At 60.3% G+C, this 26522-nt stretch carries 22 protein-coding genes and 1 pseudogene; 6 read left to right on the top strand and 17 right to left on the bottom strand.

The genetic code is table 11. The features are described 5' to 3' along the window. Positions 1-6 precede the first annotated feature (6 nt). Genes gspG through gspE form a run of 3 tightly spaced genes read right to left on the bottom strand, consistent with a single transcriptional unit; the run spans position 7 to position 3403 of the window. Positions 7-435 (bottom strand): type II secretion system major pseudopilin GspG, encoded by a 429-nt coding sequence (gene gspG, locus ABEH28_RS14870; RefSeq protein WP_346630370.1) that lies wholly within the window; start codon positions 433-435, stop codon positions 7-9. Positions 436-468: 33 nt separating this feature from the next. Next, positions 469-1683: a type II secretion system inner membrane protein GspF gene (gspF, locus tag ABEH28_RS14875; protein WP_346630371.1), complete on the bottom strand. Its 1215-nt coding sequence runs from the start codon at positions 1681-1683 to the stop codon at positions 469-471. A gap of 1 nt (position 1684) precedes the next feature. Further along, the gene (gene gspE, locus ABEH28_RS14880) at positions 1685-3403 is read right to left on the bottom strand and encodes a type II secretion system ATPase GspE (RefSeq protein ID WP_346630372.1); all 1719 of its coding nucleotides are present in this window, start codon (positions 3401-3403) and stop codon (positions 1685-1687) included. 598 nt (positions 3404-4001) lie between these two features. Here gspE and ABEH28_RS14885 point away from each other — a divergent pair. Further along, the gene (locus ABEH28_RS14885) at positions 4002-4241 is read left to right on the top strand and encodes a hypothetical protein (RefSeq protein WP_192173871.1); all 240 of its coding nucleotides are present in this window, start codon (positions 4002-4004) and stop codon (positions 4239-4241) included. A 56-nt stretch (positions 4242-4297) separates the two neighbouring features. After that, on the top strand, positions 4298-6991 hold the full coding sequence (locus ABEH28_RS14890; protein WP_346630501.1) for a glycoside hydrolase family 3 C-terminal domain-containing protein: 2694 nt from the start codon (positions 4298-4300) through the stop codon (positions 6989-6991). A 51-nt stretch (positions 6992-7042) separates the two neighbouring features. Here the strand turns inward: ABEH28_RS14890 and ABEH28_RS14895 are convergent, their stop codons facing one another. The 4 genes from ABEH28_RS14895 to ABEH28_RS14910 form a co-directional block, all read right to left on the bottom strand. After that, positions 7043-7693, bottom strand: a complete 651-nt coding sequence (locus tag ABEH28_RS14895; RefSeq protein WP_272631967.1) for a TetR/AcrR family transcriptional regulator — start codon at positions 7691-7693, stop codon at positions 7043-7045. Between the two features lie 55 nt (positions 7694-7748). Further along, positions 7749-9104, bottom strand: a complete 1356-nt coding sequence (locus ABEH28_RS14900; protein WP_346630373.1) for an MATE family efflux transporter — start codon at positions 9102-9104, stop codon at positions 7749-7751. Between the two features lie 78 nt (positions 9105-9182). After that, entirely contained in the window at positions 9183-11768 is a 2586-nt protein-coding gene (locus tag ABEH28_RS14905) for an EAL domain-containing protein (protein ID WP_346630374.1), read from the bottom strand. Between the two features lie 32 nt (positions 11769-11800). After that, on the bottom strand, positions 11801-12808 hold the full coding sequence (locus ABEH28_RS14910) for a DNA-binding protein (RefSeq protein WP_346630375.1): 1008 nt from the start codon (positions 12806-12808) through the stop codon (positions 11801-11803). 180 nt (positions 12809-12988) lie between these two features. On the opposite strand from ABEH28_RS14910, the gene ABEH28_RS14915 reads away from it, so the two are divergent. The 3 genes from ABEH28_RS14915 (at position 12989) to ABEH28_RS14925 (ending at position 15643) form a co-directional block, all read left to right on the top strand. Then, entirely contained in the window at positions 12989-13954 is a 966-nt protein-coding gene (locus tag ABEH28_RS14915; RefSeq protein ID WP_346630376.1) for a tyrosine-type recombinase/integrase, read from the top strand. Positions 13955-14170: 216 nt separating this feature from the next. After that, the gene (locus ABEH28_RS14920; RefSeq protein WP_192173877.1) at positions 14171-14539 is read left to right on the top strand and encodes a histone-like nucleoid-structuring protein, MvaT/MvaU family; all 369 of its coding nucleotides are present in this window, start codon (positions 14171-14173) and stop codon (positions 14537-14539) included. Positions 14540-14797: 258 nt separating this feature from the next. Beyond that, positions 14798-15643: an alpha/beta hydrolase gene (locus ABEH28_RS14925; RefSeq protein WP_346630502.1), complete on the top strand. Its 846-nt coding sequence runs from the start codon at positions 14798-14800 to the stop codon at positions 15641-15643. Between the two features lie 29 nt (positions 15644-15672). Here ABEH28_RS14925 and ABEH28_RS14930 read toward each other — a convergent pair whose 3' ends face one another. The 10 genes and pseudogenes from ABEH28_RS14930 to vgrG all read right to left on the bottom strand — a co-directional run. Further along, positions 15673-15846, bottom strand: a complete 174-nt coding sequence (locus tag ABEH28_RS14930; RefSeq protein WP_192173879.1) for a hypothetical protein — start codon at positions 15844-15846, stop codon at positions 15673-15675. Between the two features lie 99 nt (positions 15847-15945). Further along, entirely contained in the window at positions 15946-16287 is a 342-nt protein-coding gene (locus ABEH28_RS14935; protein ID WP_282367967.1) for a hypothetical protein, read from the bottom strand. 88 nt (positions 16288-16375) lie between these two features. Next, a complete protein-coding gene (locus ABEH28_RS14940; protein ID WP_346630377.1) occupies positions 16376-16765 on the bottom strand; it encodes a response regulator in 390 nt (129 codons plus the stop codon). A gap of 101 nt (positions 16766-16866) precedes the next feature. Continuing rightward, positions 16867-18255, bottom strand: a complete 1389-nt coding sequence (locus ABEH28_RS14945; RefSeq protein WP_192173882.1) for an ATPase domain-containing protein — start codon at positions 18253-18255, stop codon at positions 16867-16869. Positions 18256-18527: 272 nt separating this feature from the next. Further along, the gene (locus ABEH28_RS14950) at positions 18528-18734 is read right to left on the bottom strand and encodes a hypothetical protein (protein WP_192173883.1); all 207 of its coding nucleotides are present in this window, start codon (positions 18732-18734) and stop codon (positions 18528-18530) included. 76 nt (positions 18735-18810) lie between these two features. Then, a complete protein-coding gene (locus tag ABEH28_RS14955) occupies positions 18811-19695 on the bottom strand; it encodes a manganese catalase family protein (protein WP_346626006.1) in 885 nt (294 codons plus the stop codon). Between the two features lie 351 nt (positions 19696-20046). Next, on the bottom strand, positions 20047-20310 hold the full coding sequence (locus tag ABEH28_RS14960; protein ID WP_346630378.1) for a PAAR domain-containing protein: 264 nt from the start codon (positions 20308-20310) through the stop codon (positions 20047-20049). Positions 20311-20530: 220 nt separating this feature from the next. Beyond that, positions 20531-21169, bottom strand: coding sequence for a DUF2931 family protein (locus tag ABEH28_RS14965; protein ID WP_192173885.1), 639 nt, complete (start codon positions 21167-21169; stop codon positions 20531-20533). Further along, complete coding sequence (locus tag ABEH28_RS14970) at positions 21166-22683, bottom strand: DUF2235 domain-containing protein (protein WP_346630503.1); 1518 nt, start codon at positions 22681-22683, stop codon at positions 21166-21168. Before ABEH28_RS14970 ends, ABEH28_RS14965 begins: the two co-directional genes overlap by 4 nt. A 120-nt stretch (positions 22684-22803) precedes the next feature. Beyond that, a pseudogene (gene vgrG / locus ABEH28_RS14975) lies at positions 22804-25098 on the bottom strand (type VI secretion system tip protein VgrG); the annotation flags it as partial. Positions 25099-25348: 250 nt separating this feature from the next. Here vgrG and ABEH28_RS14980 point away from each other — a divergent pair. After that, the gene (locus tag ABEH28_RS14980) at positions 25349-26491 is read left to right on the top strand and encodes a MalY/PatB family protein (protein ID WP_192173887.1); all 1143 of its coding nucleotides are present in this window, start codon (positions 25349-25351) and stop codon (positions 26489-26491) included. Positions 26492-26522: the final 31 nt, after the last annotated feature.

The raw sequence follows: 26522 nt of genomic DNA on the forward strand, positions 1-26522 counted from the left end.
CGCCGATTACTCCCAGTTGCCCAGGTCGGCGTTGTAGCCTTCGCCGCCGGGCTGGCCGTCCTGACCGAAGAAAATCAGGTCGAACGGGCCATGCTGACCCGGAAAGCGATAGCCGAAGGCATGACCGAAGGGGTCCTTCAGGTCCGACGGCTTGGCGTAGGGCCCGGCCCAGCCTGAGGCGTTGGCCGGTTTTTCGACCAGTTGCTGCAGGGTTTTCGGCGGCGAACCCAGGTCCAGGCCGTAGCTTTCGATCTTCATGCTCAGGCTCGCCAACTGCGCCTTGCCGGCGCCGTACTTGCCCTTGTCGACGTTGCCGCCGACCTGACGCACAACGATGGTCGCGACGATGCCCAGCAGCACGATGACCGCGAGCATCTCCAGCAGGGTGAAGCCGCGCTGGCGGCGGGTGATAGCGGTGAACGGCGTGGGGCGCATCGGTCTGGTTCTCTGATTGAAAGGATTCGGGTTTCAGATATTGCTGGTCAGGCTCATCAGCGGCAGCATGATGGCCAGCATGATCACCGCCACCAGCACCGCCATGACCACGGTCAGGCTCGGCACCAGCGCGGCGAGCATGCGGTCGATGCCGCGTTTGGCCTCGACGTCGAACACGTCGGCCACCTTCAGCAACATGGTGTCCAGTTCGCCGGCCTGTTCGCCGACTTCGATCATTTGCAGGGCCAGGTCCGGCAGCAGCGGTTGCTCGCCGAAAGCACTGGCCAGCGTGCCGCCGCCTTTCACCGACTCACTGGCCTGCTCGACCTGTTGCTGCAGCGCGCGGTTGCTGCAGACTTGCCGGGCGATGACCAGCGCCTGCAACAGCGCCACGCCGTTGTTCAGCAAGGTGCCGAGGGTGCGCGCCAACCGGGCCGCTTCGATGCGCTGCAGCAAGGGGCCGATCACACGCATGCGCAACAGACGCCGGTCACGTCGCAAGCGGCGTTGGGGATCGCGGGATCGCAAGGCGATGACCCAGACCAGCGCAATAGTGCCGGCCAGCAGCATCAGCCCGAAGTCACTGAGGAACTGCCCAAGCCAGAGAATCGCCTGGGTGATGAAGGGAATCGGCACGCCGAGGTCGCGAAAGATCGGCACGAATTGCGGCACGACGTACGCGAGCAGCAGCGCCAGGGAACCGAGCACGCCGACCACCAGAAACGCCGGGTAGATCAGCGCGTTGATCACCTCGCCGCGCAGCATCTGGCTGCGCTCCAGGTACTCGCTGAGCTGACGCAGGGTGTTTTCCAGCGCGCCGCCGGCTTCGCCCGCGCGGACCATGCTGATGTACAGCGGGGAGAACTGCCGGCCCTCTTCTTCCAGCGCCACGGACAGCGGCTTGCCGGCCTTGACCTGCTCGCGAATGCGCTCGATCAGCGCGCGGGTCTGAATCTGGTTCCGGGACTGGCCGGGTTGGCGCAGCAGAATGGTCAGCGCGCGTTCCAGCGGCTGGCCGGCGCCGAGCAGGGTCGCCAGTTGCTGTGTGAAGCTCATCAGCGCGGCGCCGCTCAATGCGCCGCGGCCGAGGGCCTGACGCAGACCGCCCAGACTCGACGGGTCGATCTGCAGGACCATCAAGCCACGCTTGTGCAGCAAGGCGATGGCGGCGTCACGGTCGGCGGCGTCCAGCAGGCCATTGTGTTCAGCGCCCTGACCGTCCAGCGCGCGGTATTTGAACGGCGTCATGTCATTCGCCTCGGGTCACGCGCAGGACTTCTTCCAGCGAGGTAATTCCCGCCACCGCCTGACGCAGGCCTTCCTCATGCAGCGTGCGCAACCCGGCACGCCGCGCGGCCTGCTCCAGGGTCGAGGCATCGGCGCGGCTCATCAGCAGGCTGCGCAGTTCTTCGTTCATCACCAGCAGTTCAGTGATTGCGCTGCGGCCGCGATAACCGCCGCCGGGCGCATCGGTGCGCGGGCGGTACAGAAGAATCGGACGCTCGTCGGTGAAGCGCTCCAGTTCGTGTTCGTCGATCAGCGCCTGGGGGGCTTCGAAGGCTTCGCGGGTCAGCGGATCAAGGCGGCGCACCAGGCGCTGGGCGAGAATACCGTTGACCGTGGAGGCGATCAGGTAGCTCTCGACGCCCATGTCCAGCAAGCGCGTGATACTTGCCGCCGCGCTGTTGGTGTGCAACGTCGACAGCACCAGGTGCCCGGTCAGCGAAGACTGAATGGCGATGCGGCAGGTTTCCAGATCGCGCATTTCACCGATCATGATCACGTCCGGGTCCTGGCGGACGATGGAGCGCAGCGCCCCGGCGAAGTCCAGACCGATGGCCGGTTTGACCTGAATCTGATTGATCCCTTCGAGCTGGTATTCCACCGGGTCTTCGACGGTGATGATCTTGCGTTCGGCCGTGTTGAGCCGCGACAGCGCGGTGTACAGCGTGGTGGTTTTGCCGGAGCCAGTCGGCCCGGTCACCAGCAGAATGCCGTGGGGCCGCTCGAGCACCGCCAGAAAGGCATCGAGGCGCTCGCCGTCGAACCCGAGGCTGGGGAAATCGAAATTGATGGTCTGCCGATCAAGCAGACGCATCACCACTGACTCGCCAAAGCTGGTGGGCACCGTGCTGACCCGCAGGTCCAGCTCCTTGCCCTGAATCCGCAGCATGATCCGGCCGTCCTGGGGCAAGCGCCGTTCGGCGATGTCGAGGCGCGCCATGATTTTCAGCCGGGAGATCACCGCTGCCGAGGAACTGGACGGCGGCGCTTCGGCTTCGTGGAGCACGCCGTCGATGCGATAACGCACTTTCAGCTGGCTCTCGAACGGCTCGATGTGAATGTCCGAGGCCCGTTGCTCGACGGCCCGCTGCAGGATCAGGTTGACCAGCCGAATCACCGGCGCTTCGGAGGCAAGGTCCTTGAGGTGTTCGATGTCTTCGGGCGAGCCGTTGTGGTCGTCGAGGGATTCGATCAGCGTGCCGATGGCGCTGCGGCCCTGGCCGTAATAGCGCTCGATCAGGGTGTCGACGTCATTGCGCGAACCGATCGACAGCCACACCGGCACCTGGCAGCAATAGGCGATGGCTTCGAAGGCGTATTGCTCGCAGGGGTTTGCGGAGACGACATGCAGGCCGTCTTCGCGCCACGCCAGGGGCACCACCTGGAAATGCCGCATGAAGCGCTCGGTCAGGGCCGGCAAGGGATCAAGCATGTCAGCCGCGGCGTCGAGGGCCAGCAGTGGCGTCTGCAGCAGCGCCGCCCAGGCCCGGGCCATCTCGGTTTCCGAGACCAGCCCCAGGCGGGTCAGTAAAGCCAGCAGCCCGGCCCCTTCGGATTCGGCCATCAGGCGCCGCGCCCGCTCCAGATCAGCAGCCTTCAGCCCGGCGTTCGCCGACAGCCATGCGCAGACCTGCTCGGCGTCCGGAATCTGCAACTGTCTGGCGTCGAGCGGGTTTAGGGGCATGGCGGTTGTTGGTCTGGATGATGGATTAACTAATGAATACGGCGGCTATTTAATAACGCCCACGCGTTATAAGCCGTGGATGATTCATCCAACGGCTTTCAATCGGCCTGCGTTTAACTTGGGTACTTTTTAGTTGAATATAAATAAACGACTGAATGCTATTAACCGCCATAGCTGGCGACTGTGTATCGGCAACTAAGGCGGCTATGCAGTCGTCTGAATGGTCGAGGATTACTCAGCGCGGAGAGAGCATATCAGCAAGCTAAACCTAATGGCAATTAGGTTTTATACATAGCAATATAAATCATGTTAATCCGTTATTATGAGCAATCAATCGCCACTTAAATCGATAAAATAAGGGTTTTATTGCGGTAGATTGTGATTCATCGTCTGCCACACAGCACTCTGCCCTCCTCGGGAACCCTCCTGAACGCGCCTTTTCGATCACCGCTCGTCTATTTTAAAAATAATCTTGCAAACCCTGAACTAATCAGTAGATTTCGCAGACTTAACGTTCGTCCTGTTCTCACGGGGCGGGTTTGCGCGTTCATATATTTTCCACACCCCATCAATCGAGAAACAATCGATGAATAGACCCATGCTGTCTGTTTGCAGCGTCGTGCTTTTCGGCGCCTGCAGTTTTGCTGCTGTTGCGGCGGACTCCACGACCACTCAAACGACGAACTCGGCAGAAACACTTCGCGTAAATGTTGAGAAACAGCGCGACCAGTTGTCCGGCGTCGACAAGGTTGCCGTGCCGACCACCCAAACCTCTTCCGCCATGCTCGATGCGCCGGTCGACACCGGTGACGCGCCGGTTCTGGTGCAGAAGCCATGACCGACCCACGCACCCCGCCGTCCGGCCACCGTCAGCGACCAGTGAGCGCATTCCCGATGTCAGCCTTCAAACACACCCTGGCCTTGAGCCTGCTGTCCCTTGGCGTGCTGCAAGCCAACCTGGCACTGGCGGCGGTCACGCCTGCCACCGGCAACGCCGTGGAAGCCCGGGTCAGTTCGATCCTCGACAACATGAATCAGTCCGAGAAGATCAACTTCACCCGCGTCAACGACGGCCACATGATCCCGTCTTTGCTCAAATGGGGCATCAAAGGCACCGTCGCCTATGACTCCTCCATGGGCGTACACGTCAACAACGCCACCTTTGGCGCGCAGTACCCGTCGCAGTCCGCCCTCGCCGCGACCTGGAGCATCAACCGCGCCAAGGAATTCGGTCTGGCGATTGCCTACGAGACGCGGATTTCCGGCGGTCAGCAAATGCTCTCCCCCGGCGTCAACCTGTACCGCACGCCGTACAACGGGCGCTCGGCGGAATACGCCAGCGGTGAAGACCCGTTCATCGGCGCCGTACTGGCGCCGGCCGTGGTCAACGGCATTCAGGCTCAGGGCATTCAGGCGAGCGGCAAGCACTACCTGGCCAACGAGCAGGAAGCCAACCGGCAGGCCGTCAACGTGGTGGTCGACGAGCGCACCCTGCGCGAGCTGTACCTGCCGGGCTTCGAGTCGATGGTGAAGAACGCCAACGTCGCGTCGATCATGTGTGGCTTCAACAAGATCAACGGCGATTACGCCTGTGAAAACCATCACCTGATCACTGACGTGCTCAAGGGTGAATGGGGTTATCAGGGCACCGTGATCAGTGACTTCAACGCAATCCATGACGCGTTCAAAGGCGCCTGGGCCGGCACCGATATCGACATGCCGTCGGGCCTGCAATTCACCGAAGCCAACCTGATGCCGTATGTGTGGAGCGGCCAGCTGAGCCAGAACGTCATCGACGACAAGGTCAAACGCAACCTGCGCGCCATCGTCAGCTACGACTTCCAGGAAAACCTCAACACCGCCAAGACCCTGGACCACCCCGAGTACGGCCAGCGCGCATCGCTGAACACGGCGCGTGAGTCGATCGTGCTGCTGCGCAACGAGAAAACCTCCGCTGGCAAACCGCTGCTGCCGCTGGCGCGCGACGCGAAGATCGCGGTCATCGGTGACTGGGCCTATCAGGCGCCGGCGTCGCCGTTCGGCACCGCCAACTCGCCGCCCAACAGCTACGTCACCGAGCTGAGCGGCCTGCAGCAACTGGCGTCCAGCAGCACCAACGTCACCTACCTGTCCGAGCTGAGCCTCAACCCTAAAGCCTCGGCCTGGTATCAGCCTGCGGTGGGCAGCAATAACGTCAACAATGCCGGCGTGAAGGCAGAGTACTTCGCCAACACCAGCTTCTCCGGAAGCCCGGCCGTGACCCGCGTTGAACCCGGCGTGAACCTCAACTGGACCACCGGCACCAACGAAACCAACGCCGGCACCACCGCGGTGTCCGGTTTCAGCCCGACCCCGGGCGCATTTTCGGCGCGTTACACGGCCACCATCAAGCCGACCGTTTCCGGCGCCCAGGTATTCAAGGTCCGTGCGGACGGCCCGTACAAACTCTGGGTCAATGATGAGCTGGTCCTGCAGAGCGACGGTGCGCCGTACTCTGCCGACGTGGTCAACGCGCTGACGACGTCGGGTAAAACCGCTGCACTGGTGGCTGGCAAGTCGTACTCGGTGAAGCTTGAGTACCAACGCATTCAGGGCAACTTCATCCCGGCACTGGGTGGCGTGACTGGCGTGCAGATGAGCTGGGCCGCGCTGCGTCCACCGAAGGACCTGTCGAAGTACGACGCGGTCGTCATCGCAACAGGTTCCAACTACGAGCACGAAGGCGAAGGTTCCGACCACGGTTTCGAGCTGCCTGACCAGCAAGCAGAGCTGATCAGCTTCGTCACCAAAGCCAACCCCAACACCATCGTGGTCATGCACGGCGGCGGGTCGATGGACATGCAGCCGTGGGCCAACAAGGTCGGCGCATCGCTGCAAGCCTGGTTCCCGGGTCAGCAAGGCGGCCAGGCCCTGGCCGAGATTCTGTTCGGCAAGGTCAACCCGTCGGGCAAGCTGCCGATCACCATCGACAAGAAGATCGAGGACAACCCGAGCTACGCGTCGTACCCGGATCCGGCTGCCTACCGTGGCGACAATGCGCTGACCGAAATGACCTACAGCGAAGGCCTGTACATGGGTTATCGCGGTTATGACAAGAAGCACGCCAAGCCGCTGTACCCGTTCGGTTACGGCCTGTCCTACACCACGTTCGGTTACAGCGACCTGAAGCTGTCGACCAACGTCATGGCGCCGGGCAGCACCGTCGATGTCACTTTCAAAGTGACCAACACCGGTGACAAGGCCGGGTTCGAAGTGGCCCAGCTGTACGTCCACCCGAACAACCCGGCGGTCGACCGTCCCGAGAAGGAGCTGAAGGGCTTCACCAAGGTTTACCTGCAACCGGGTGAAAGCAAGACCGTGAGCATCCCGATCGACTCGCGCTCCCTGGCGTACTACGTCGAGAAGACCGACAGCTGGGATGTCGACGCCGGCAAGTTCAAGATCCTCGTAGGGCCTGACTCCGAAGACCTGCCGCTGGATCGCACCTTGATCACGCTGTTCCCGGAACACCTGACCACCCGCGACAGCAACCCGCTGCCGCTGCCACTGCGCAAGGCAGTGCAGGTCAGCGCTTCGCAAACCTACTGAGTGGGTAACCCGGTCGGGTTTCCGGTCGGGGTCCAAACAGTCACTTCAAGCTCAGGGACGAGCTTGAAGGTCGGCTTTCAAACGGCGCAGATAGCCCTCGAATACGGCCATCACGTCGACATCTTCCGGGGCCCTCAGCCACTGGATCTGCACACCGTCCATGACCGAAAAGATCTCCTGAGCGAGCGCCTTCACGTCGATGTCCGGCCGCACCTCTCCCGCCTCGATCAACGCCTGCAGATGCCCCCGCGCATGTTCGTGGGTGATGTGAAAGCGCGTCTTGTACCAGTCGAAGGCCGGATGGGCCTCTGACAGGCTTTCCGTGTTGAGCACCATCGCCGCCTGGCATTCGGCCGCGTCCTGGACGCTGAAGCTCATGCTCATCCGCACGAATTTGATGAACCCCTCCAGCGTCATCTCCATGGTCAGTTCACTGAACCGCGACACCACCCGCTGATCCCGACGCTCCAGTAGCGCATTGAGCAGCGCTTCCTTGTTCGGAAAGTGATGCAGCAAGCCAACGGTGGTGATGCCGGCGAGCTGCGCGACGTCCTTCATCGACGCACTGGAGTAACCATTGCGGGCGAAGATCAGCGTCGCCGCATCGAGCAAGGCGGCGCGACGCATTTCACCCTTTGGCGCACGGCGGCGTTTCGGCGAGGCCACCTCGGGCGAGTCATTCCCTGATTCGTCGTCTGTCATAACACCCTGTCTCGTTGATTCGGATAAAGCCTGACAGAGCCCGGCATTGGCCTGCTCACGCCACGGCCTGGGCGGCGCCCCGGCGCTGAAAAAACCGTCTGGCGGTCAGGGACGCGATTGTAATCGAAGTCACGGCGATCAATGCGTTACCGGTCAGCATGGCCGGGAACGCACCGGCCGCGCCGAACAAAGAAATCCCGCCCAGTACGAACGGCACCGTCCCCAGCGTCGCCCGCAGCCAGGCGAACAGCGCCACCAGCCACGGCCGGCCCAGGGTGACGAACATCGCGATGGCGACGAAATCCAGCCCGATCAGCGCCCACAGGCCGCCGCCGACGTGGCAGAACGCAAGAAAGATCGCCCGACCGGTGCCTTCCAGTTGATAGGTGTCCGCCAGCGGATTCGCCGCCAGCAAGAGCACGGCCCAGACCAACAGACCGTAGAGGATCACCAGCTTGCGGCTGAAGCCAATGGCCCTGGCCACACGAGCGTGTCGATGGGCGCCGATGTTCTGCCCCAGCACCGGCGCGAGGGCGCTGGGCAGGGAAAAGAACACGCAGTAGGCGAACTGCATGACCCGGTCCATCACCGACATGGCCGCCAGCGCCGATGTGCCATAGGCGCCGATCGACGAAACCAGATAGGTCAAGCCCACGGGCGTCGCCAGATTGCCGACCATCGCTGGCAAACCGACCTGCATGACCTTGCGCGTGTGCAGGCGCAGCAGTCGCCAGCGGATGGAAAACGGCATCGCCAGCCGCGCCCGCAGCCAGTAAATGCCCAGGCCCAGGGACACCAGCGCCGACAGCGAGTAGGAAATCCCCGCGCCTTCAAGCCCGAGGCCAAAACCGAAAATGAACAGTGGATCGGCCAGGGCCAGTGTCGCCGCGCCCGAAAGCACAACGCACAGGGCGCGGCGGCTGTCGCCGGCGGTTCGCAGGATCTGCGCCGCCATTTGCATGGCCGATTGCAGCACGCTGAACGGCAGGGTCAGCCAGATGAAAATCCGCGCGGCTTCGTAGGTGCTGGCGTCCGCGCCGAGCCAGCGAGTGAGCGGCACCAGTAGCGCCAGTTGCAACGCCGCCGCCGCGCCCGACGCGATCACCACCATCAGCATCAAGTGAGTGACCAGCCGCGAAGACGCCTTCGATGCGCGATGACCGATCCGCTCGGACAGCACCGTGGCGGCGGCGATGATCAGGCCGCTGGAGACGGCGCTGTTGAGGAAGATCAGCACCTTCGCCACCCCGGTCGCGGCGAGCAGCATCGGATCGTGGAGCATCGACACGTAGAGCAGCGTGAAAATGTCCACCAGAAACACCGCGAGCAGGCTCAACGCGCTGGTGCTCGACATCACCATGACGTGCCGGGCCACCGAGCCTTCGGTGAAAACAGCGCGCGGGTGAGTCATGAACCCTCCAAAAATGAACAGTGGCCGGGTGCGGCAGCGGTGTGATGGAAGAGGTGCTGCCGGGCTAGCGCGGGCACTTTATACGTTTGTATCCGCCGCTGCCGCACTTCTCGCGTCCAGCAGCGCGTGGAAGTCCGACATGGTCAGGGGATGACTCAGAAAATACCCCTGACCTTCCTCGCACTGCACTGCCTTCAGCAATGCCAGATGCTCGGCGGTTTCAATGCCCTCGGCCGTGACCGTCAGTGAAAGCGCCCGGCCCAGTCCGACAATGGCCTGCACGATGGAGCGGTCGCCTTCGCTTTCACTGAGGCGGGTCAGGAAGCTGCGGTCGATCTTCAGCCCGTCGAAGGGGAACGTGCGCAGGTAACTCAACGACGAATAACCGGTGCCGAAGTCATCCATGGCGATGCGCACGTCCAACTGCTTCAGCGTCTGCATGACGTCCAGCGCGCCTACGGCGTCCTCGATCATCACCCCTTCGGTGATCTCCAGTTCGACCCGCGACGGCTCTATACCGGTGGCCTTGAGGGCGAACTGAATGCGCGCCGGCAGGTTGCCGCGCTTGAATTCGGCAGGCGACAGGTTGATGGAAATGAACAGGTGTTTCGGCCAGCGCGCGGCTTCAGCGCATGCCTGGGTCATGACCCAGTCGCTGAGGGGGATGATCAGCCCGCTTTCTTCGGCGATGGGAATGAAGGTGTCCGGCGTAATCAGACCGCGCTGCGGATGCTGCCAACGCACCAGCGCTTCGGCGCCGACCATCTTGCCATCGGAAATGCGAAAGCGTGGCTGGAAATGCAGACGCAGTTCGTTGTGTTTGATCGCATAGCGCAGGTCGCTCTCAAGACGCCTGCGCTCGATGATTTTCGCGTTCATGTCGCCGGCATAAAACCGCCAGGTGCCGCGACCGCTGGCCTTGGCCTCATACAGCGCGATATCGGCGTAGCGCAGCAGCTCGGCCGCCTCGCGTGCATCGGTGGGTGCCATGGCGATGCCGATGCTGGCGCTGACGAATATTTCCTGGTCGTCGATCTGCACCGGGCGTTCGATGGACTCGATCAGTCGCCGGCATAGCGATTCGACTTCGTCCTGGGTCTGGGCGTCGCTGAGGATCAGCACGAATTCGTCGCCGCCCACCCGCGCGACCAGATCGCCATGGCGCACGCAATCGGACAGCCGACTGGACACGTCATTGAGCACGCGGTCGCCGGCGGCGTGGCCGAGCAGGTCGTTCACCGGCTTGAAGCGGTCCAGGTCGATGCTCAGCATCACCAGTGGCTGGTCGAGGGTTGGCAATGCTTTCAGTTTCCCGTCCAGGAACTCCTGCAGCCGGACCCGATTGGGCAGCCCGGTCAGGGCGTCGTGCTGGGAGAGAAATTCGATGCGCCGACGGGCTTCCACTTCTTCGGTGACATCGGTGGCCGTGCCACGGAATCCCCCCGCCGCCATCGAACGCGCCGACAGACGACTGATGCGCTCGCGGCCGCAGGTCTCCAGGTAGCGGCACTGAATGGTGATGTCAGGGCGACGGTTGGGGATCGCCAGCCAATGGGACACCTGGCCGAGCTCGGTTTGCAGCAGGTCGTCCATCAGTGCCCCGATCCACTGCGAGCGGTGCAGGCCGGTGACGCTTTCGAAACGGTCAGAGAGGTAGGTGAACCGCCCTTCGCTGTCGATTTCCCAGACCCAGTCCGAGCTGGCTTCCACCACGTCACGAAAGCGCGCTTCACTGGTGGCGAGGGCGCTTTCGCTTTTTTGCAGGGACGCGTAACTGTCATCAAGGGAGCGCGCCGCGGCGGTGGTGCGACGCAAGATCGCCCAGGTCATCAGGCACACCAGCGCGGCGGCCAGGCCAATCAGCGGCAAACCGAGGGCCAGCAATCGCTGTCCAGGCTTGGGTGGTGTCCAGTGCAAGGCGCCGGCGACACCGCCCTCGCCCAGCGGAAAGATCGAGACCTGGTCGCGCTCGTCGGCCGTTGCAACGTGCAACCCCTCTACGCCGTATTCCTTGCCCAGAACGGCCAGCTTGGCGTCGTCCAGCACATCGACGAAGATCAACACCGAGGGCGTCCGGCCATCAGGCACGACGCTTGGATCGGTGCCGGGGGTGATGGCGGCTGCAGCGACCAGCGCGGGTGTGCCGTTCAAGTCAATGAAAGCGGTAACCGGGGTTTCTGTCTCGGCGCCCTCCCGGGCCTTGGCCAGCAACGCGTCCTTGGCAGGGCCCAGCCACGGCTCGGCATCGACCTTTTCCAGTTGCCCTTCCACCACGGCATACACCGTGCGGCCGGTGTCATCGATGACGAACACGCCCTGGAATCCGAAATCGCTGAATAGCGTCGGCCCGATGTTCTGACGGACAAAAGCCCAGTCGGGGTCGACACTCAGGTGCAGGTAACGGTAGGCATCGCCCCAGAACGCATAATCCTTGGTCGTGACGGTCAGCGTTTTTTGAAGCGAGCGCACCGCCTTGTCGGTGTAGAAAGCGCTCTCGATCTCCTCGGTGTGATCGAGGTCATGGGCGAGGAACGCCAACAGGTAAGCGGCCAGCAGAAACACGCCTGCCAGCAGGAACACAAATTTGAACAACGAGCCCCGCGCCAAAGCAACGGTCGAGGGGCTGGCGGATTTGATGACATCGGGGGTGGGCTGGTTTGGCATGGTTTTCCGCAAGCTGAAGACCGGCAGGTCTCTTACGTCTGTATCGGCGGCGGTGTGGCAATGATGAGCTGCACCTGAGCACGCAGGCTGTCGTTGTCTTCGGTCAAGGCAGCTATCTGCTGGTTGGCGTGCGCCAAATGCTCATTGGCCAGTGCCACCGCTTTCGCCAGGGATTTACTGTCCACTTTTATCGCCGCCAACTGCTCCTGCAGCTGCTCACGGGCGCCGTCGGCTTTCGCGGTGGCCATCTGCGCTTCGCGGAGATCTGTGGCGAGGCGCTGGGTCTGGTCATGCTGATCGGACAGCGCCCGGGCCTGCTGACGCATTTCGCCGAGCAAGCGTTCGTTGTCGCGGTTCAGGCGCGTGGATTCATCCTGCTTGATGACCAGTGTCTCCTGAAGTTTTCGCTGTTCAAGCTGAATCTGCTGAAGCTGGGCTTCGTGGCGACGCTGATCCTGCTCGCGTTGTTCCTTGATGGCCTCGCGGTAATGCTCCAGCGCGGCGCGGGCGTGCACATGCTTTTCTTCGAGGGACTGGATCTGCAGGTCTTTGTCCTGCACCCGCCGTTCAAGGTCCTGGCACTGCTGGCTCAGACCGGCATTGCGCGTCAGTTCCGACTGCCAGGAAGAATGGGTGGTTTGCAGCTGGGCGCCCTGCTCGGTCAACGCGGCGTGCTGGGATTCGCACTGGTGCCGGGCTGATTTCAGCTCCAGCTCAAGGGCTTCCAGTCGGGCCTCCCAGGCTATCCGCTGACGATCGAAGTCCGCCTGGGCCTGGGCGACGACCTCCTCGCCCTCCTCCGTTAGCCGATCAAGCAAGCTTTCAACCAATGATTTGAGCTCTTCGCCCATGCGCTCTCGGGACGACGCTTCGGCCGGCGCCTGGGCGTCCAGCTCTTTGAGATAGCGGGCAATGGTGGTTTTCGAACCGGTGTTGCCCAGTTCCACGCGCACCGCGTCGATGCTGGGGTAAGCGCCCTTGCTCAGCAATGCCTGTCGGGCCCGCTCCACTACCGCCTTGTTAATGCCACCGCGTGCCATGCCATCTCCTACGATTTCATACCGTGTTACGTAACACGCTATTACAGGTCACGATACCAGCTAAAACGTTGTGTGGAAATGTTTCTGCCAGGAGCCGATAATAGTGCTTTATCGCTTTTCAGAAGCTCAGGTAGCGATTTGAGCCAGCAAAGCGCCCGTGTCACGCCGATCGAGGGATGTATGGAAAAGGCAGATCGATACCTGTCAGCAGGCACTCGCGCCAACACGCGCCGCAGCTACCGGGCGGCGATCGAACATTTCGAAGTGGTCTGGGGCGGTTACCTGCCCACCACGGGCGACGGTATCGTGCGCTACCTCGCGGAGTACGCCGACAAACACGCCATCAGTACGCTGAAGCAGCGTCTGGCAGCACTGGCCCAGTGGCACGTCACCCAGGGGTTTCCGGACCCGACCAAAACGCCCACTGTGCGGCAGCTGCTAAAAGGCATCCGCGTCGTCCATCCGGCGCAAGCCAAACAGGCGGCGCCGCTGCTGCTGCGTCACCTTGAGCAAGCGGTGACGTGGCTGGAGAACGAGGCAGATGCTGCCTGGGCACGTGGCGACCACAAGTCATTGATGCGTCACCGACGCTCTATCGCTCTGGTGCTGATCGGTTTCTGGCGAGGGTTCCGCGGCGATGAGCTGGCCAGGCTGGACGTCGGCAACACCCAGGCCCAGGCGGGCGAAGGCATCAGCTTTTATCTGCCTTACACCAAAGGCGACCGCCAGCATGAGGGCACCACGTTTCGCACCCCCGCGCTGAAGACGCTCTGCCCGGTCAATGCCTATATCAACTGGATTACCGTGGCCGGCCTGACCCACGGTCCGGTGTTCCGCCGGATTGATCGTTGGGGCAACCTGTCCATGGAAGCCATCAATTCCCACAGCCTTGTGCCGATGTTGCGGCGCATCTTTAAAGACGCCGGGTTGCCTGATGACCTCTACAGCAGTCACTCAATGCGCCGAGGATTTGCAACTTGGGCGTCCGGTAACGGCTGGGATATTAAAAGCCTGATGAATTACGTCGGCTGGAAAGACATTAAATCGGCGCTGCGTTATGTAGACCCCACCACCTCGTTTGGCGGCCTGGCATTGAAGCCTGCTTTGAATACCGCTTTGCAGCCTGCAGCCCTGGCCGAAACGTGACGGCCGTTGATGTTGTAAAGCGGCCTGCGCCATTTGAACTGCCAGCTTTGCAGTCAAGGCAGGAAAGAAGGCAGAAAAGTTTGCTGTTAGTACTGGCATCCATGCACCCACTCGCACTACAGTGTCCACGGTCACACCAGTCACCACCGTGCGCTCCAATGTTCGCCAGTGCTAACGCCGCACGTCAGTATCAACAAACCGAAACATGGAGTTCCAATGTCTAAACTTGCTGAATACCGCCAACTCGAACGTCACCTTGCCGATCAGCTCGCGGCCCTTGAGGCCATGAAAGGCGATAAAGGCCTGGAACAGGAAATCGAATTCGAAGGCAAATTGCGTACGCTGCTCGGCGAATACAATAAGAGCCTGAAAGATATTATTTCGATTCTGGATCACCCTACCGGATCCAAACAGGGCAAGAACGCTACTGCCCCCGAGAAGACCACTCGCAAAGCCCGCGCCGTTAAAGTCTACAAAAACCCGCACACCGGTGAAGTCGTCGAAACCAAAGGCGGCAATCACAAGACCTTGAAAGAATGGAAAGCCGAACACGGTTCCGACACCGTCGAATCCTGGGTTTCCTGATGGGTCTGTGAACGGGGGATAGGTGATTAACCTTCGCTCCGTTGCCGATCTCCCGATGCCCGTGCCCGTCGCGCGGCATCGGTGATTCGATCATTGCTCTGTTGTTAGTCTGCAATTGCCAATCGCGCAATTGGATCGTTTTAACCTCTTCGCCTCACACGTCAGCCCGGCATTCGTCAGGGCTCCCTTACTGCTGTCTGCCGGAGTACTCCCGTGAAGAATATAGTTGCTGGCGTGCTGAATGTTTCATATCGCGACATGGGCCCAAGCGATGGGCCGGTCGTGGTATTGCTCCACGGATTTCCCTATGACATTCACGCCTACGACGACGTGTCGACGCAGCTTGTCCAGGCCGGCTGCCGCTGCATCGTGCCTTATCTGAGGGGATACGGCCCTACCCGTTTTATAGATTCAGCCACGCCCCGCTCGGGCGAACAGGCCGCATTGGGCGCCGACCTGCTGGCACTGCTGGATGCATTGAATATCCCGAACGCCATTCTCGCTGGCTATGACTGGGGCGGACGCGCGGCGTGTGTGGTGGCTGCGCTGTGGCCGGAACGGGTGACCGGGCTGGTCAGTTGCGACCCGGGCTACAACATTCAGGACATCGCTGCAGCCAACACACCGGCGTCACCCGAAACAGAGCGACGGCTCTGGTATCAGTACTACCTGCACGGTGAGCGCGGACGCGCCGGCCTTGCGGCCAATCGAAATGAGTTCTGCCACTTGCTCTGGAAATTATGGTCACCAACGTGGCAATTTGCGGAATCCACGTTCACTGAAAGTGCGCAGTCATTTGATAACCCGGACTTTGTTGACGTGGTCGTGCATTCTTATCGACACCGCTATGGACTGGCGGCGGGCGATCCTGCCTGCGCGGCGATTCAGGAGAAGCTCGCGCAAAAACCCCTGATCACAGTACCGACGGATATTCTGGCGGGAGCAGACGATGGCGTATCATCAAAACGCGAAGGCAGTGCTGCGGTACGTGGCTTTGCAGGGCCGGTCCGGCGGCAGGTGATAGCGAAAGTGGGCCACAATGTGCCGCAAGAAGCACCGCAAGAGTTTGCCGATGCGATATTAAGCCTGGTGAAAAATCACTGAGCACAAGTCTCTGTCAGACCGCTTCTTATTCAGGATTGCTCGGCATTGCTTAGTTCAACAGCCGACTTTGCCGCTTCAACTTCATCTTCGAAATACAGTACGGCGCCCTCGTCATCTTTGACACGGAAGACGGCGGTTGCGCCCGACTGCCTGTGTTCGAGGGGGATGTCTTCACCTTCCAGTCTGACAACGGCCACGGCCATGATGATTCTCCTGCGGTCAGCACTGACAGCAAACGCAGCCGCTCACGCTGGAACTGGCTTGCGTCGGTTATCAGCTTGAATATTCAAGGGCACAACTCGTCACGCGCGGTATTCAGCGTAGAACCGGGGTTGCGGGTGGATGCGTGGAGAGCTGAACAGTTGTGCACTTTGGGATGTGACAGGAAGCGGACGGTATTCAAGATCGATCAACCGAACCCCATTGATATGGGGTTGCCCACACGGCAGTGCGCCAAAAGCGGTGGCCAGCACAATCTGCTCGGGATCAAACAACACGATGGTTTCCGCGCTGACGGCGTCCATGTATAGCGAATAGGGGCAGGAAGCGTCGGGACAAACTTGATGACGAAGTTCGTTCAACACACGTAAGCGGCGGTAGACGACGGTGCCTTCACCCAACGATTTGCTGTACCAGGTATTCATTGCACTGCCCATCTCAATAAGCGTTATCAGTATCGACCCTGGGCTGAATCGATTCGTTCAACGGCAATAACGATGGACTGCGAGAACCTTACAGGCGGGCTTGGCGGCGGGCTTGGCGGCGGGCTTGAAACAGGGCGTGAATCTTGCCGATGACCTGGTCGATATCAAATGGCTTTTCAATCACTTCATCAAACAGGTCTGGCCGCTCGGCCCCCATGTACGCCTGGGCGCCACTCATGAGCATAATAGGCGTCGACATGTGCACGTCCCGAGACTTGATCGTCTCGGCAAGTTCCAGACCGGTCATGCCGGGCATCATGAAATCGGTGATGATCAAGTCGGGGCGCTCGCGATCAAGAATCTCCAGTGCCTTGCGCCCGCTTCCGGCCACCACAGTCTGAAAGCCCTCGTCCTCCAGCGCGAAGCTGAGGATATCGGCAATCAGGTATTCATCATCGATGATCAGAATGGTTGGCATCAGAGGGCCATTTCCCGGCGGGCCCACGATGTCGCGAGGGTCAGGCACCTGGTCAGGCAACTCAATGGTTCTGGCCATCCCCACGTTGCGAATCGCATATCTCAGACCTTCTTCATGGTGATTCCAGCGTTGCTCATCACGACTTCAAGTGGCGAGGGATCGTAGGCGTTGTCTCTGATCTTCAGAATAGAAACCTGGCGTTGAAGTTCAGTCCGATGCTGAACGAACTGGACGAGCAGCAGGTTATCGACCACGCCGGAGACGTCAGGCGCCGGGATGCTCGTTTGATCGTCGAACAACCGATGCGCTTCCCAGGAAGCCATAACCGTGACGCCGCGCGCGCGAAGCTCGCCGAGCACGGTTTCGAGAACGTCCGGCACCCGACGCTGATCGGTGGCCGCCCGACTCAGGGCATTGAGACTGTCGATGAAGACGCGCTTGATCTGCAGCCGCTCCACCCTGTCAAGCAGGTCGTAACACACCCGGTCGATTAGCCCTGCCGATGCCGGTGTCCAGACGACGTGCAGCGCGCCCGATGCCTGCAGCGCCGTGAAGTCCACGCCCAGAGAACGCGCTTTGGTCATCGCCCGCTGCGGCGACTCATGAAAGCCGAAGTACAGCCCCGGCTCCTGCGCAGAGCACTGGCTCAGAAACTGGATGCCCAGAGACGTCTTCCCGGCGCCTGAAGGGCCCATGATCAGCGTCACCGACGACCGGACCAGACCGCCACCGATGTGTGAGTCCAGCCCGCCAATGCCGCTGCTCAGGAGGGTGTGAGGGTGTTCGGGCATCGCACCGGTTCGGGTGAGCATGCATTCAAGACGCGGGTAAATGGAAATGCCCTGGTCGTTGATCTCGAATTCATGGGCGCCGGGGATCGCGCCGCTGCCCCGGGTCTTGCGCATTTTGATCCGGCGCACCGTACGGGAGCCGACCATGTCTTCGCCCATCTCGATCACACCGTCAACCATGGTGTGCTCGGGACTGCCATCGTCGAGTTGCGAGCTGGTGAGAAACAGCACCGTGCAGCCGGCGAAAGCGGCATGGCCCTGCAGCTCGGAGATGAATTGCTTGGTGTCCAGCGGCGTCTCTGCCTTGGAGCGTGCGTTGAGCAGCCCGTCCAGGATCAGCAGGCTGGAATGCTGACGACTGATCTCGCGGCGCAGCAACTTGACGACCTCGTCGAGACCGTCGTTCTCCAGCGTGTCGAAGGCGCTGACAAACTGGATGCTCTGGCCCACCGCCTGGCGATCGAAAAAGCTCAGCGTCGAGAGGAAATGAAACAGCCGGTCGTGAGGCTCGGCCAGCAGTGTGGCGAACAGCACGCGGCCGTTCTGCCGGACGTGATTGAACCCCAACTGGTTGGCAAGGATCGTCTTGCCCGACCCCGGGCGTCCCTGAATGATGTATGAAGCGCCCGCCACAAGGCCTCCTTTGAGCAGTGCGTCGAAGCCCTTGATCCCGCTTTCAAGGCGTTTTAGCTGATTCAAATCTGCTCCCTCTCCTGATGTGCATCAGGCCTGAAAATACGCATTGCCCACGCGCGAAAGGCAATACAGTGGCGGGTAATCGCGGATCAGTCCAGCCCGTCGCACCGTTGCGGGTGGCGGGGCATGCCGGGGCTGCGCCGGGATCCAACTTTACCCCCTGATCGGGGACAAAAAAAAGCCCGCTTTCGCGGGCAAAATCGATGGAGTCGTAGCGGATCAGACAGCCCTTCCAGCGGACACTTCTATGGAATCTAACTTAGAAGCCACGGGATTTAGTGGAGTCTTTCAACCCCTTTTACGGACTTCGGCAACAGTCCGGCCTTGAATTGCTGAACAAACAACGCGGTTCTGAATCCACGCCCCAGCGTTGCAGCTTCTGCTTCGAAGCGGGTCACACAGGATGTGAAGTCCAGCTGAGCGTTGTCGTTGAACAACTCGCTGGCTTCATTGGGCGTCGAATCTTCCAATAACTTGTTCATCAGAATCTCCATGTCGTACGTGGTCTTGATCACATCGCCGGGAGAGCCACTACGTACCGGCCCTCCCCTTATCGCGCTACTCAGCTTTACCCTGAGCCAGACCCGAGCCAAGGTCGGCGCCGGTCATCGGTTCCGCGTCCAGATCAGACTTCAGACGCTCCTTCATCATCGTCAGGGTGACCGAGTCGTCCTCGCTCAACGTCACCGAAGCGGTACCGTCACCACCATCGACTGCCGGCTTTGGATTCTCGACGTATTCGAAATCTGCGTCGCTGTTCCACGGGCCACGTACGTTCGGCTCGCCGTTGGACATGCTGAAGTAAGTGCGGGAGAACTCCGGCATGCCTGGCAACTTGCCTTGCGGGAAGTTCGGCTGAATCGAGTGCAGCGCTTTCTCGAAGGAGATCTGATGCGCGATTTCGCGGGTCATCAGGAAGCCCAGGGCGTCCTTGATGCCTGGATCGGTGGTCACGTTCATCAGGCGTTCGTAGACGATCTTCGCCCGTGCTTCAGCAGCGATGTTCGAACGGAAGTCCGCCGTCGGTTCACCAATGGTATCGATGTAGGCGGCGGTCCATGGCACACCGGCCGAGTTGACCAGCGGAGCACCACCGCCGTACAGCAGGCTGGTGATGTGCGAATCATTGCCCGCGCCGTTGATGTCACGGTACAGCTCGCCCTCGGCTTGCACGCCTTCGGCGAGTTTGCCTTTGGCGCCCTTGTTGAGCATCACGATGATCGAGCCAATGATTTCAAGGTGGCTCAGTTCCTCGGTGGCGATGTCCAGCAACAGATCCTTGCGACCTGGATCTTCTTCAGCCAACGCTTGGGTGAAATAACGCGTGGCCGCAGCCAACTCGCCCTGGGCGCCGCCGAACTGCTCCAGCAGCAAGTTGGCCAGACCCGGATTAGGCTCGGCGACGCGAACCGTGTATTGAAGACGTTTATTGTGCAGGAACATAGTCTTACTCCCTTCTCAGGCTAATTTCGTATCAGGGTTTTTAACGACAAGTTCAGCTTTCTATTGCGGCGATCTGTCAACTAAGCAGACCGCACAGATATAAAGAGACATCGCTGAAGATGTAATTCAGGAAAGCGAAAATAGACCCGACCAATGGTTTCGCGCTGAAAGTTTATAACGGTTGATGATGTGCCGACGGGCGGTTTCTCATTTCATTCGAGCTCAGATAACTACTGAAAGGCGACCACAATAGGTCTAGATCGGCGGGGCGTCACAAGGATCGACGGCATTGCGCCGTCGATCTCCCTGAATTGTTCTAGCGAGGCCCGTTGGTGACCCGCGCAGGTTGTTTCAGCTGGTAACGGCACCCTTTGGGCCACTGGCGATAAGCGCCGCACCACAGGCGGTTTTCATGCCGTCTAATGCGACGGGAATTCCGTCGACTGTGTAAGTGCTGCTCCCTTCGGCGATGGGGAAAATGCCTTTGCATAATGGGCAACTGACGTTGTGTCCCACCCCGGCGATGGGCTTGCCGTTCAGGTCGGTCTGCGGAATGGCCTGAAGCACGACGCCGCCGTGAGTGGTGAGGTCGCCTAGGCGGATGATGTCTTTCATGTTTTGAGGCTCGTTGTTGGTTTTAGTGATTGATGCTTTGATTGCGGTGATTCTGGATTTAGTTGTTTGGCTCTACCCGTCGTATTTCTGTCGCTATTAAGTTTAGAGAAATGACTTACTGACGAGTGGGCTGTATCGGGCGATAGTTGTTGCACTGGCCTGAGCTGCTCGTGGAGTTGCAACTAAGAACGCGTCTGGAACTTTGAATGCCGATACAGTATTACCAACTTCCATAAGGGATGCCGTGTTGATCTATCCAGGCTTGTGCCGCTGGATTGGGTGCACGGTAAAACAGCCCTTTTCCGTCCTGGTTGGGGCCAAGCGGCTCGACTTTAGCTTGATAGCGGCCCACTTCTTTGAAGCTCAGGCAAGATCCGCCTAGCCAAACTTTTACAATCCCGCCGGGTGCCATGCCGAGTGTGATCGTCTCTCGATAGTCTGTTTTCCATTGCTGATTCCACTGGCAGAGAACACGCTCCGGTCTAACCATCTCTTCACGGACCCACTGCGGTATCCGGATACTGATTTTGTAAGCTTGAGGCTCTACGAGTGATTGCCAACGCAGAAGGAGTTGGTCTGGTAAGTCGACGTTACTTATGGGTTTCCCGCCAGATGTGCCCTTGTGCCAACCCTCGGGCTTACGCGTGTAACCGGCGACGCCGGCATGCACGTTGAAAAAAACGTATCCCCGCTGATCGAGCACATCGACGCTTTCCACCCACACTTCCATATGCCTCGGCGCGGCTAAGCCTACATACCACGCCGGATAAGGCAGCTTGACAGGTGGAGGCACTGAGCCTCCCTTTGCACAAGCACTCAGGCTGATTAGCAATCCCGCTGCAAACACCAGACGTCTCATTCTGGATAGCCTGGTTGCGGACGGTTGAGATGCACATTCCTACGATTCAGCGGTGCTGGCTTGCTAAGTAAGAAGAGGCCTAGTGGAGTCCAGTGCGCGGACAGGTGGATGTACCGCGCTCGTAGCAACGCCTCTTCCTCAGATTCAAGTCGTACCAGCCAGTCCGTCATCACCCGCTGCAAAATTCGCTTGGCGATAGGCAGGAGCTCATCCGGTAACTTGAAGCGTTTATCCGTCTCGGTAATAACGTCGAATGGCACCCCATGACGCACGCCCATCTCACGCATGACACGCAATGCAATGAGGCTCAGTTCGCCATGCACCGGGCGTTCGAGTAGCACTGTTATCCAGTAGTCCTGTAGGACAGGCTCGGCTTTGCCGCGAGGGTTAGTTGCTGCAGGCCACGCCTTGACCGTAATAAGGCCCTCGCGGGCGACGCCTGATTCGCGTAATACTTTGGCGTCCGCCTCGGCAAGGCCCCACGCGGTATGGGATTCAACCCTTTGGCCGGTCGGAACGCTGGCCTTGCGGGGTCGTGTCATCCACAACTTTTCTCGCGCGCGTGGGGGATAACCCCCACCAACATCGGAGTGAGCGCCCGGCAGGCCTATCTGAAGGTGCGTGTGGTGCACTTGATTAAGAGAAAAGTCGGCGCGGTACTCGTCGAGCGCCTGAAGCTGGATAACCTGCCGCGCGCAGTCGGGTGGCAGGTAGAGATTAACGCCACGATTGATGTCATCGCCGGGACTAAAGTCGCCGCGCCAAGGCGTTGAGATGGCCGCGACCGTATCGAACAGACCGACGAAATTGATGCACACATCAGCGGCCGAATCGAAGCTTCTCAGCAGCCCCGCCAGGCCACCCCGAAGCAGTTCGTTGAATAGCCCGCGACCTGGTTTAAGGACTTCATTAGCGCAATGCCGTGCAGCGGCAGCGCCACGGCTGAAGCCAAAAATGTCGAATTCGATACTATGGATAACAATGCCGGGATTAGTTTCGTGGAAACTACTCAATTGCTTTGCAACCAGATCGGGAACCTGCTTTACCCTCGCTACTACGCCAGTTTCGCCTTGGCCAAGGCCCTGCCCGATCAAGATGGCATCCTTGCCACCGCTGCGGGTGCCTATACCGTCTACGTACGCCTTGATGTACGCGGTTTTGGCTTTAGCCGAAATACCATCCACCGCGTTGTCCGGGTACAGCTGATACAAATACGCCACATTACTCGGCGCATTCCCGTAACTGTTATTCGGCGCGCTGTTAAACGCGCTGCCGTCAAACTCCCCAAACCCATACTGCTTGCACGTCGCCGCAATACTCTCCAGCTCTTCACGGCTGAAACTGTCCAGATCCGATTGTCGGCATTGTGCGGTCGCCGCCGCATTACTCTGATTATTCCCCGTCCCATCAAAGAACAGCCCGATGCGCAGGGTGATGCCATCGGTGATTTTCTCTTCCTCTTCTTCCTCCTCAAGTGGCTCGGGCTGTTCAACCGGCGCAGCATTTTTAATCATGCTCCGTTCGTAGTGAATGTTGCCGCCGCTGAAGCTGGGCCAGAACTCGTGCAGTTCAGGCGGGATATCCAACAGTGGTGGCAAGGCCGGAAGTTCAACCTCCTGCGCGGCTTTCGGTCTGAAGTCGAAGTGCGCGGCTTTGATGAGATAGTCGCCCGCGGTGCCGGACTCGATGCTGCACCGCTCAATGGCGAGGTAGCTGCCGCCAGCATTGAGGACGATCCGCTTCTTCGCCGTGATGTGAATTTCATCTTCGGTGCTGGTGATGTTTATGCCCTGCCGAGCCAGCAGTTCCAGACGATCGTTTTGCGCCTGGATGCTCACCGGGCCTTCGTTGGAAATCAGCTTGAGGCCGATCTTGCGAACGAACAGGCTCAGGCCCTGGCCGATACCCATGAACATTTTTTTGACCACGCTGATATCGGCGTGGCCGCCAGCGTTGAGCATCAGGTTGTCTTGCGCGGCGAGTTGCAGGTGCTTGCCGCTGGTCAGGGCAATGCCGTCCGGAGCGCTGAGCAGCAACACCAAGGATTTGAGCGCGTCCAGATCCTGTTTGAGCAGATCGAGTTGAGCTAGGACGTCTGCTGTGTCTGCCTGGCTAAGGGCGGCATCCGCCGAGATCTTTTCCATCTGATCGCCGGCATTTTGCAAGCGACCCACTGCAGCACTCATGTCGAGCTGTTTACCCTGCGCTTTGGTCTGCCCATCCGCACTGATAAACACCCCACGCCCCGCCCGAATCGCGCCCCAGCCATCGGTGCGCAATTCAAAGCCTTCGCCGCGCTTATCCTTCTCGCTGTCGACCAGATGCCCAAGGTTCAGCTGGCTCTTGCCGCTGTGCTCGGTGCTGAGTTTGATGTGTTCCTTGCCGCGATCGTCTTCCATGCGCAGCTTGTTGTTCGCCGGGGTGCGCAGCACGTTGCGTTTGTAATCGCTGCGCAGCAGCGTCACATGGTCGGGATGGCGACTGTCATGAAGCGCGTGAGCGATATAGGGTCGATCCGGGTCGCCCTGCTCAAAGGCAATAGCCACTTCGGTCCCGCAGATCAGCGGCAGGTGCAGGCCGTGGGTATCCCCCGCGTAAGGCCGAGCCAACCTGAGCCAGAGACTTTCCTCACCCAACTTCCAGCTGTCGCGGTCAAACAAAAAGCTGACCTTGTAGCGGCCTTCGCTGTCGATGTGGCTATACGGATCGTTGGCCAGCGAACTGGTCACGCGCGCCGGAACAGTGCCCGCTATCTCAGGTTTGGCCAGCAGCGGCGGCCGAAAACACACACTTTCCGAATACGGAATCGCCTCAAAACTCAGCTCAAAACTGCGATCCCGCGCAGCGCGCAGCTTCAGTCGTGTAATCACCGCCCCCGGTTCAAACGCCTGAGGCGCCCCACCGGAAATCGCCAGCACCTGCGCCAATCCCAACGAAGCACTGCTGCTTATACCGCTCAGGCGCGTCTGATCATTCAGATACCGCTCATGCCGCAACCGGGCATAAAAAAACCCGCTTTCCCCGAGCAGATCCTCGTCCTGATCCAGTTTGTCGCCCAATACCCGGTACGGCTCCGCATAGTGATACGCCTCGCCATAAGTCGTCGCATCACCACGCGTCTGGTCCACATCCCCATCCAGCCACGCACTGGCATCCCGATGGTGATAAGCACGAAAGTGAACGCTCTGCTCCACAACCCCATGACTGACCTGCAGCCCCCAAACCCCATCCTGGCCGCTGCTGCCCAACCCGGACTGCGGCCGAAACGGCAAGCTCACCCGCGGCCGAACGTAATGCCGCTGGTCATCATGAAACTCAACGACCGCAATACCCAATCGCTCATCGTTGGTGAAGCGATACCAGATCCCCACCTCCGCCAACAGCCGCGAAATAAACGCCAGATCACTCTCACCGTACTGCATCACCTGCTCACGCGTCGGATAGTCCCGCACCAGCGTGAACAGAAAATCCTGCCCCTCAAAGTCATGCCGCGACCGCAAGATACTCTCGACAATCTCCGGCACCGACTGATGCTGATAAATCCGGAACTGCCGCCCTCGACCCAGCAACGCCAGGCGCGGCTGCAAAGTAATCTCGTATCTGGCTTCGTCAGCAGAACAGGAAAGCCGCTTGAAACCCGTCACTACACCATGCAGCGTTCGCAACGGTTCAACGGACGGGACCGGCAAACCACAAACCGCCACTGGCAACGTATGCGCCGCCGCATGCAGACTGAACTGCGCGTCCCGCCCCAACACACGTTCAGCCCCGATGTCCTGCTCAACCGAAGTAAATTCCACGCGATACACAAACGGCTGACTCAGCCGCTCCTCGCCCTCAAACGCAAGTACATCGAGCGCTACAGGAAAGCGATGAACAACAAGCTTATGGCGACTGTGATCGAAGAAAGGTGGCAATACGGTGATCATGAATGAGCGTCCCTGGCAGGATTAAGCGCCCCTGACCGGTCTGCAGAAAACCGGATCAACTCGTCCATGAGAGAGGGCTGAAGCGGGCGAAGATGAGGGATTTCAAAGTGTGACTCCAGAGGGGGAGACACGAAGGAGACGGTTCCAGCGGCATTTACGGAGTAATCCTACAAACCGCAAATCGACAGCAAACCCAGGCCGCCATTCTCTGGCACAATCCCCTCTTTTTTCGAGCAGGACAGGCCAGAACATGGATCTGAATAACGTTTTTCAGCGCTTGAACACCGGCAGCAAGAAGTGGAGCCAGTACCCCGAGGACGTGCTGCCGATGTGGGTGGCGGACATGGATTTTCCGGTGGCAGCGCCCATTGTGCAGGCGCTGAAGAACCGTCTGGAGCATCCGCTGCTGGGCTATTCCGTGCCCCAGCAAGCGTTGCGGGAAACCTTGGTCAAGCATCTCGCCAACCGCTACGGCTGGCAGATCGAGGCGCAGGATCTGGTGTTTCTGCCCGGGGTCGAGCCTGGGGTAAACATGGCGCTCCACGCGCTGGTTTCGCCATCCAGCGCGGTGCTGGTGCAGACGCCCAACTACTCACCGCTGCTGCACGCGCCGGCCAACTGGAAACTGCCGCGCATCGATCTGCCCTTCCATGCTGACGCCCAGGGTGAATACCCCACCGACGTCGCGGCACTGGAACGCGCGCTGCCTGACCATGGCGCGCTGCTGCTGAGCAATCCCCACAACCCGCTGGGCAAGGTCCTCGAACGCGACGAATTGCTGGCCATCGGCGAAGCCTGCGTGCGGCGCGATGCACTGATCATTTCCGATGAGATCCACGCCGACCTGCTGTTCGACGGCCGTCAGCACACGCCGATCGCTTCCCTGAGCCCGGAGATCGCGGCGCGCAGCGTGACGCTGATGTCGGCGAGCAAGGCCTGGAACATCGCCGGTCTGAAAACAGCGTTCGCCGTGGTGCAGAACCCCGAGCTGCGCCAGCGTTTCAATGCCGGGCGGCTGGGGCTGGTGGACAGCGTCAACGCCCTGGGCCTGGAAGCCACCGAAGTGGCCTATCGCGAAGGCGGCCCGTGGCTGGAACAGGTCATGGCGTACCTGCAGGACAACCGCAATTACCTGGCCGAGGCCATCAAAACCCGCTTCCCCGGTATTACGATGAACCTGCCCCAGAGCACCTATCTGGCGTGGCTGGATTGCTCGGGCCTGGGGCTCGAAAGCCCGCAGCAATTCTTCCTTGAGCACGCCAAGGTTGCGCTGAGCGACGGCCTGGAATTCGGCGAGGACTGTGGCCAGTTCGTGCGTCTGAACTTTGGCTGCCCGCGGCCGATGCTGGAAGAAGGCCTGGCGCGTATGGAACGCAGCCTGCGCAACGCCTGACGCCTTCCCGGCTAAAGCCGGTCCTGCATGG

The sequence above is a fragment of the Pseudomonas sp. Ps21-P2 genome, from assembly GCF_039672565.1.
In the GTDB taxonomy this organism is placed as follows: domain Bacteria; phylum Pseudomonadota; class Gammaproteobacteria; order Pseudomonadales; family Pseudomonadaceae; genus Aquipseudomonas.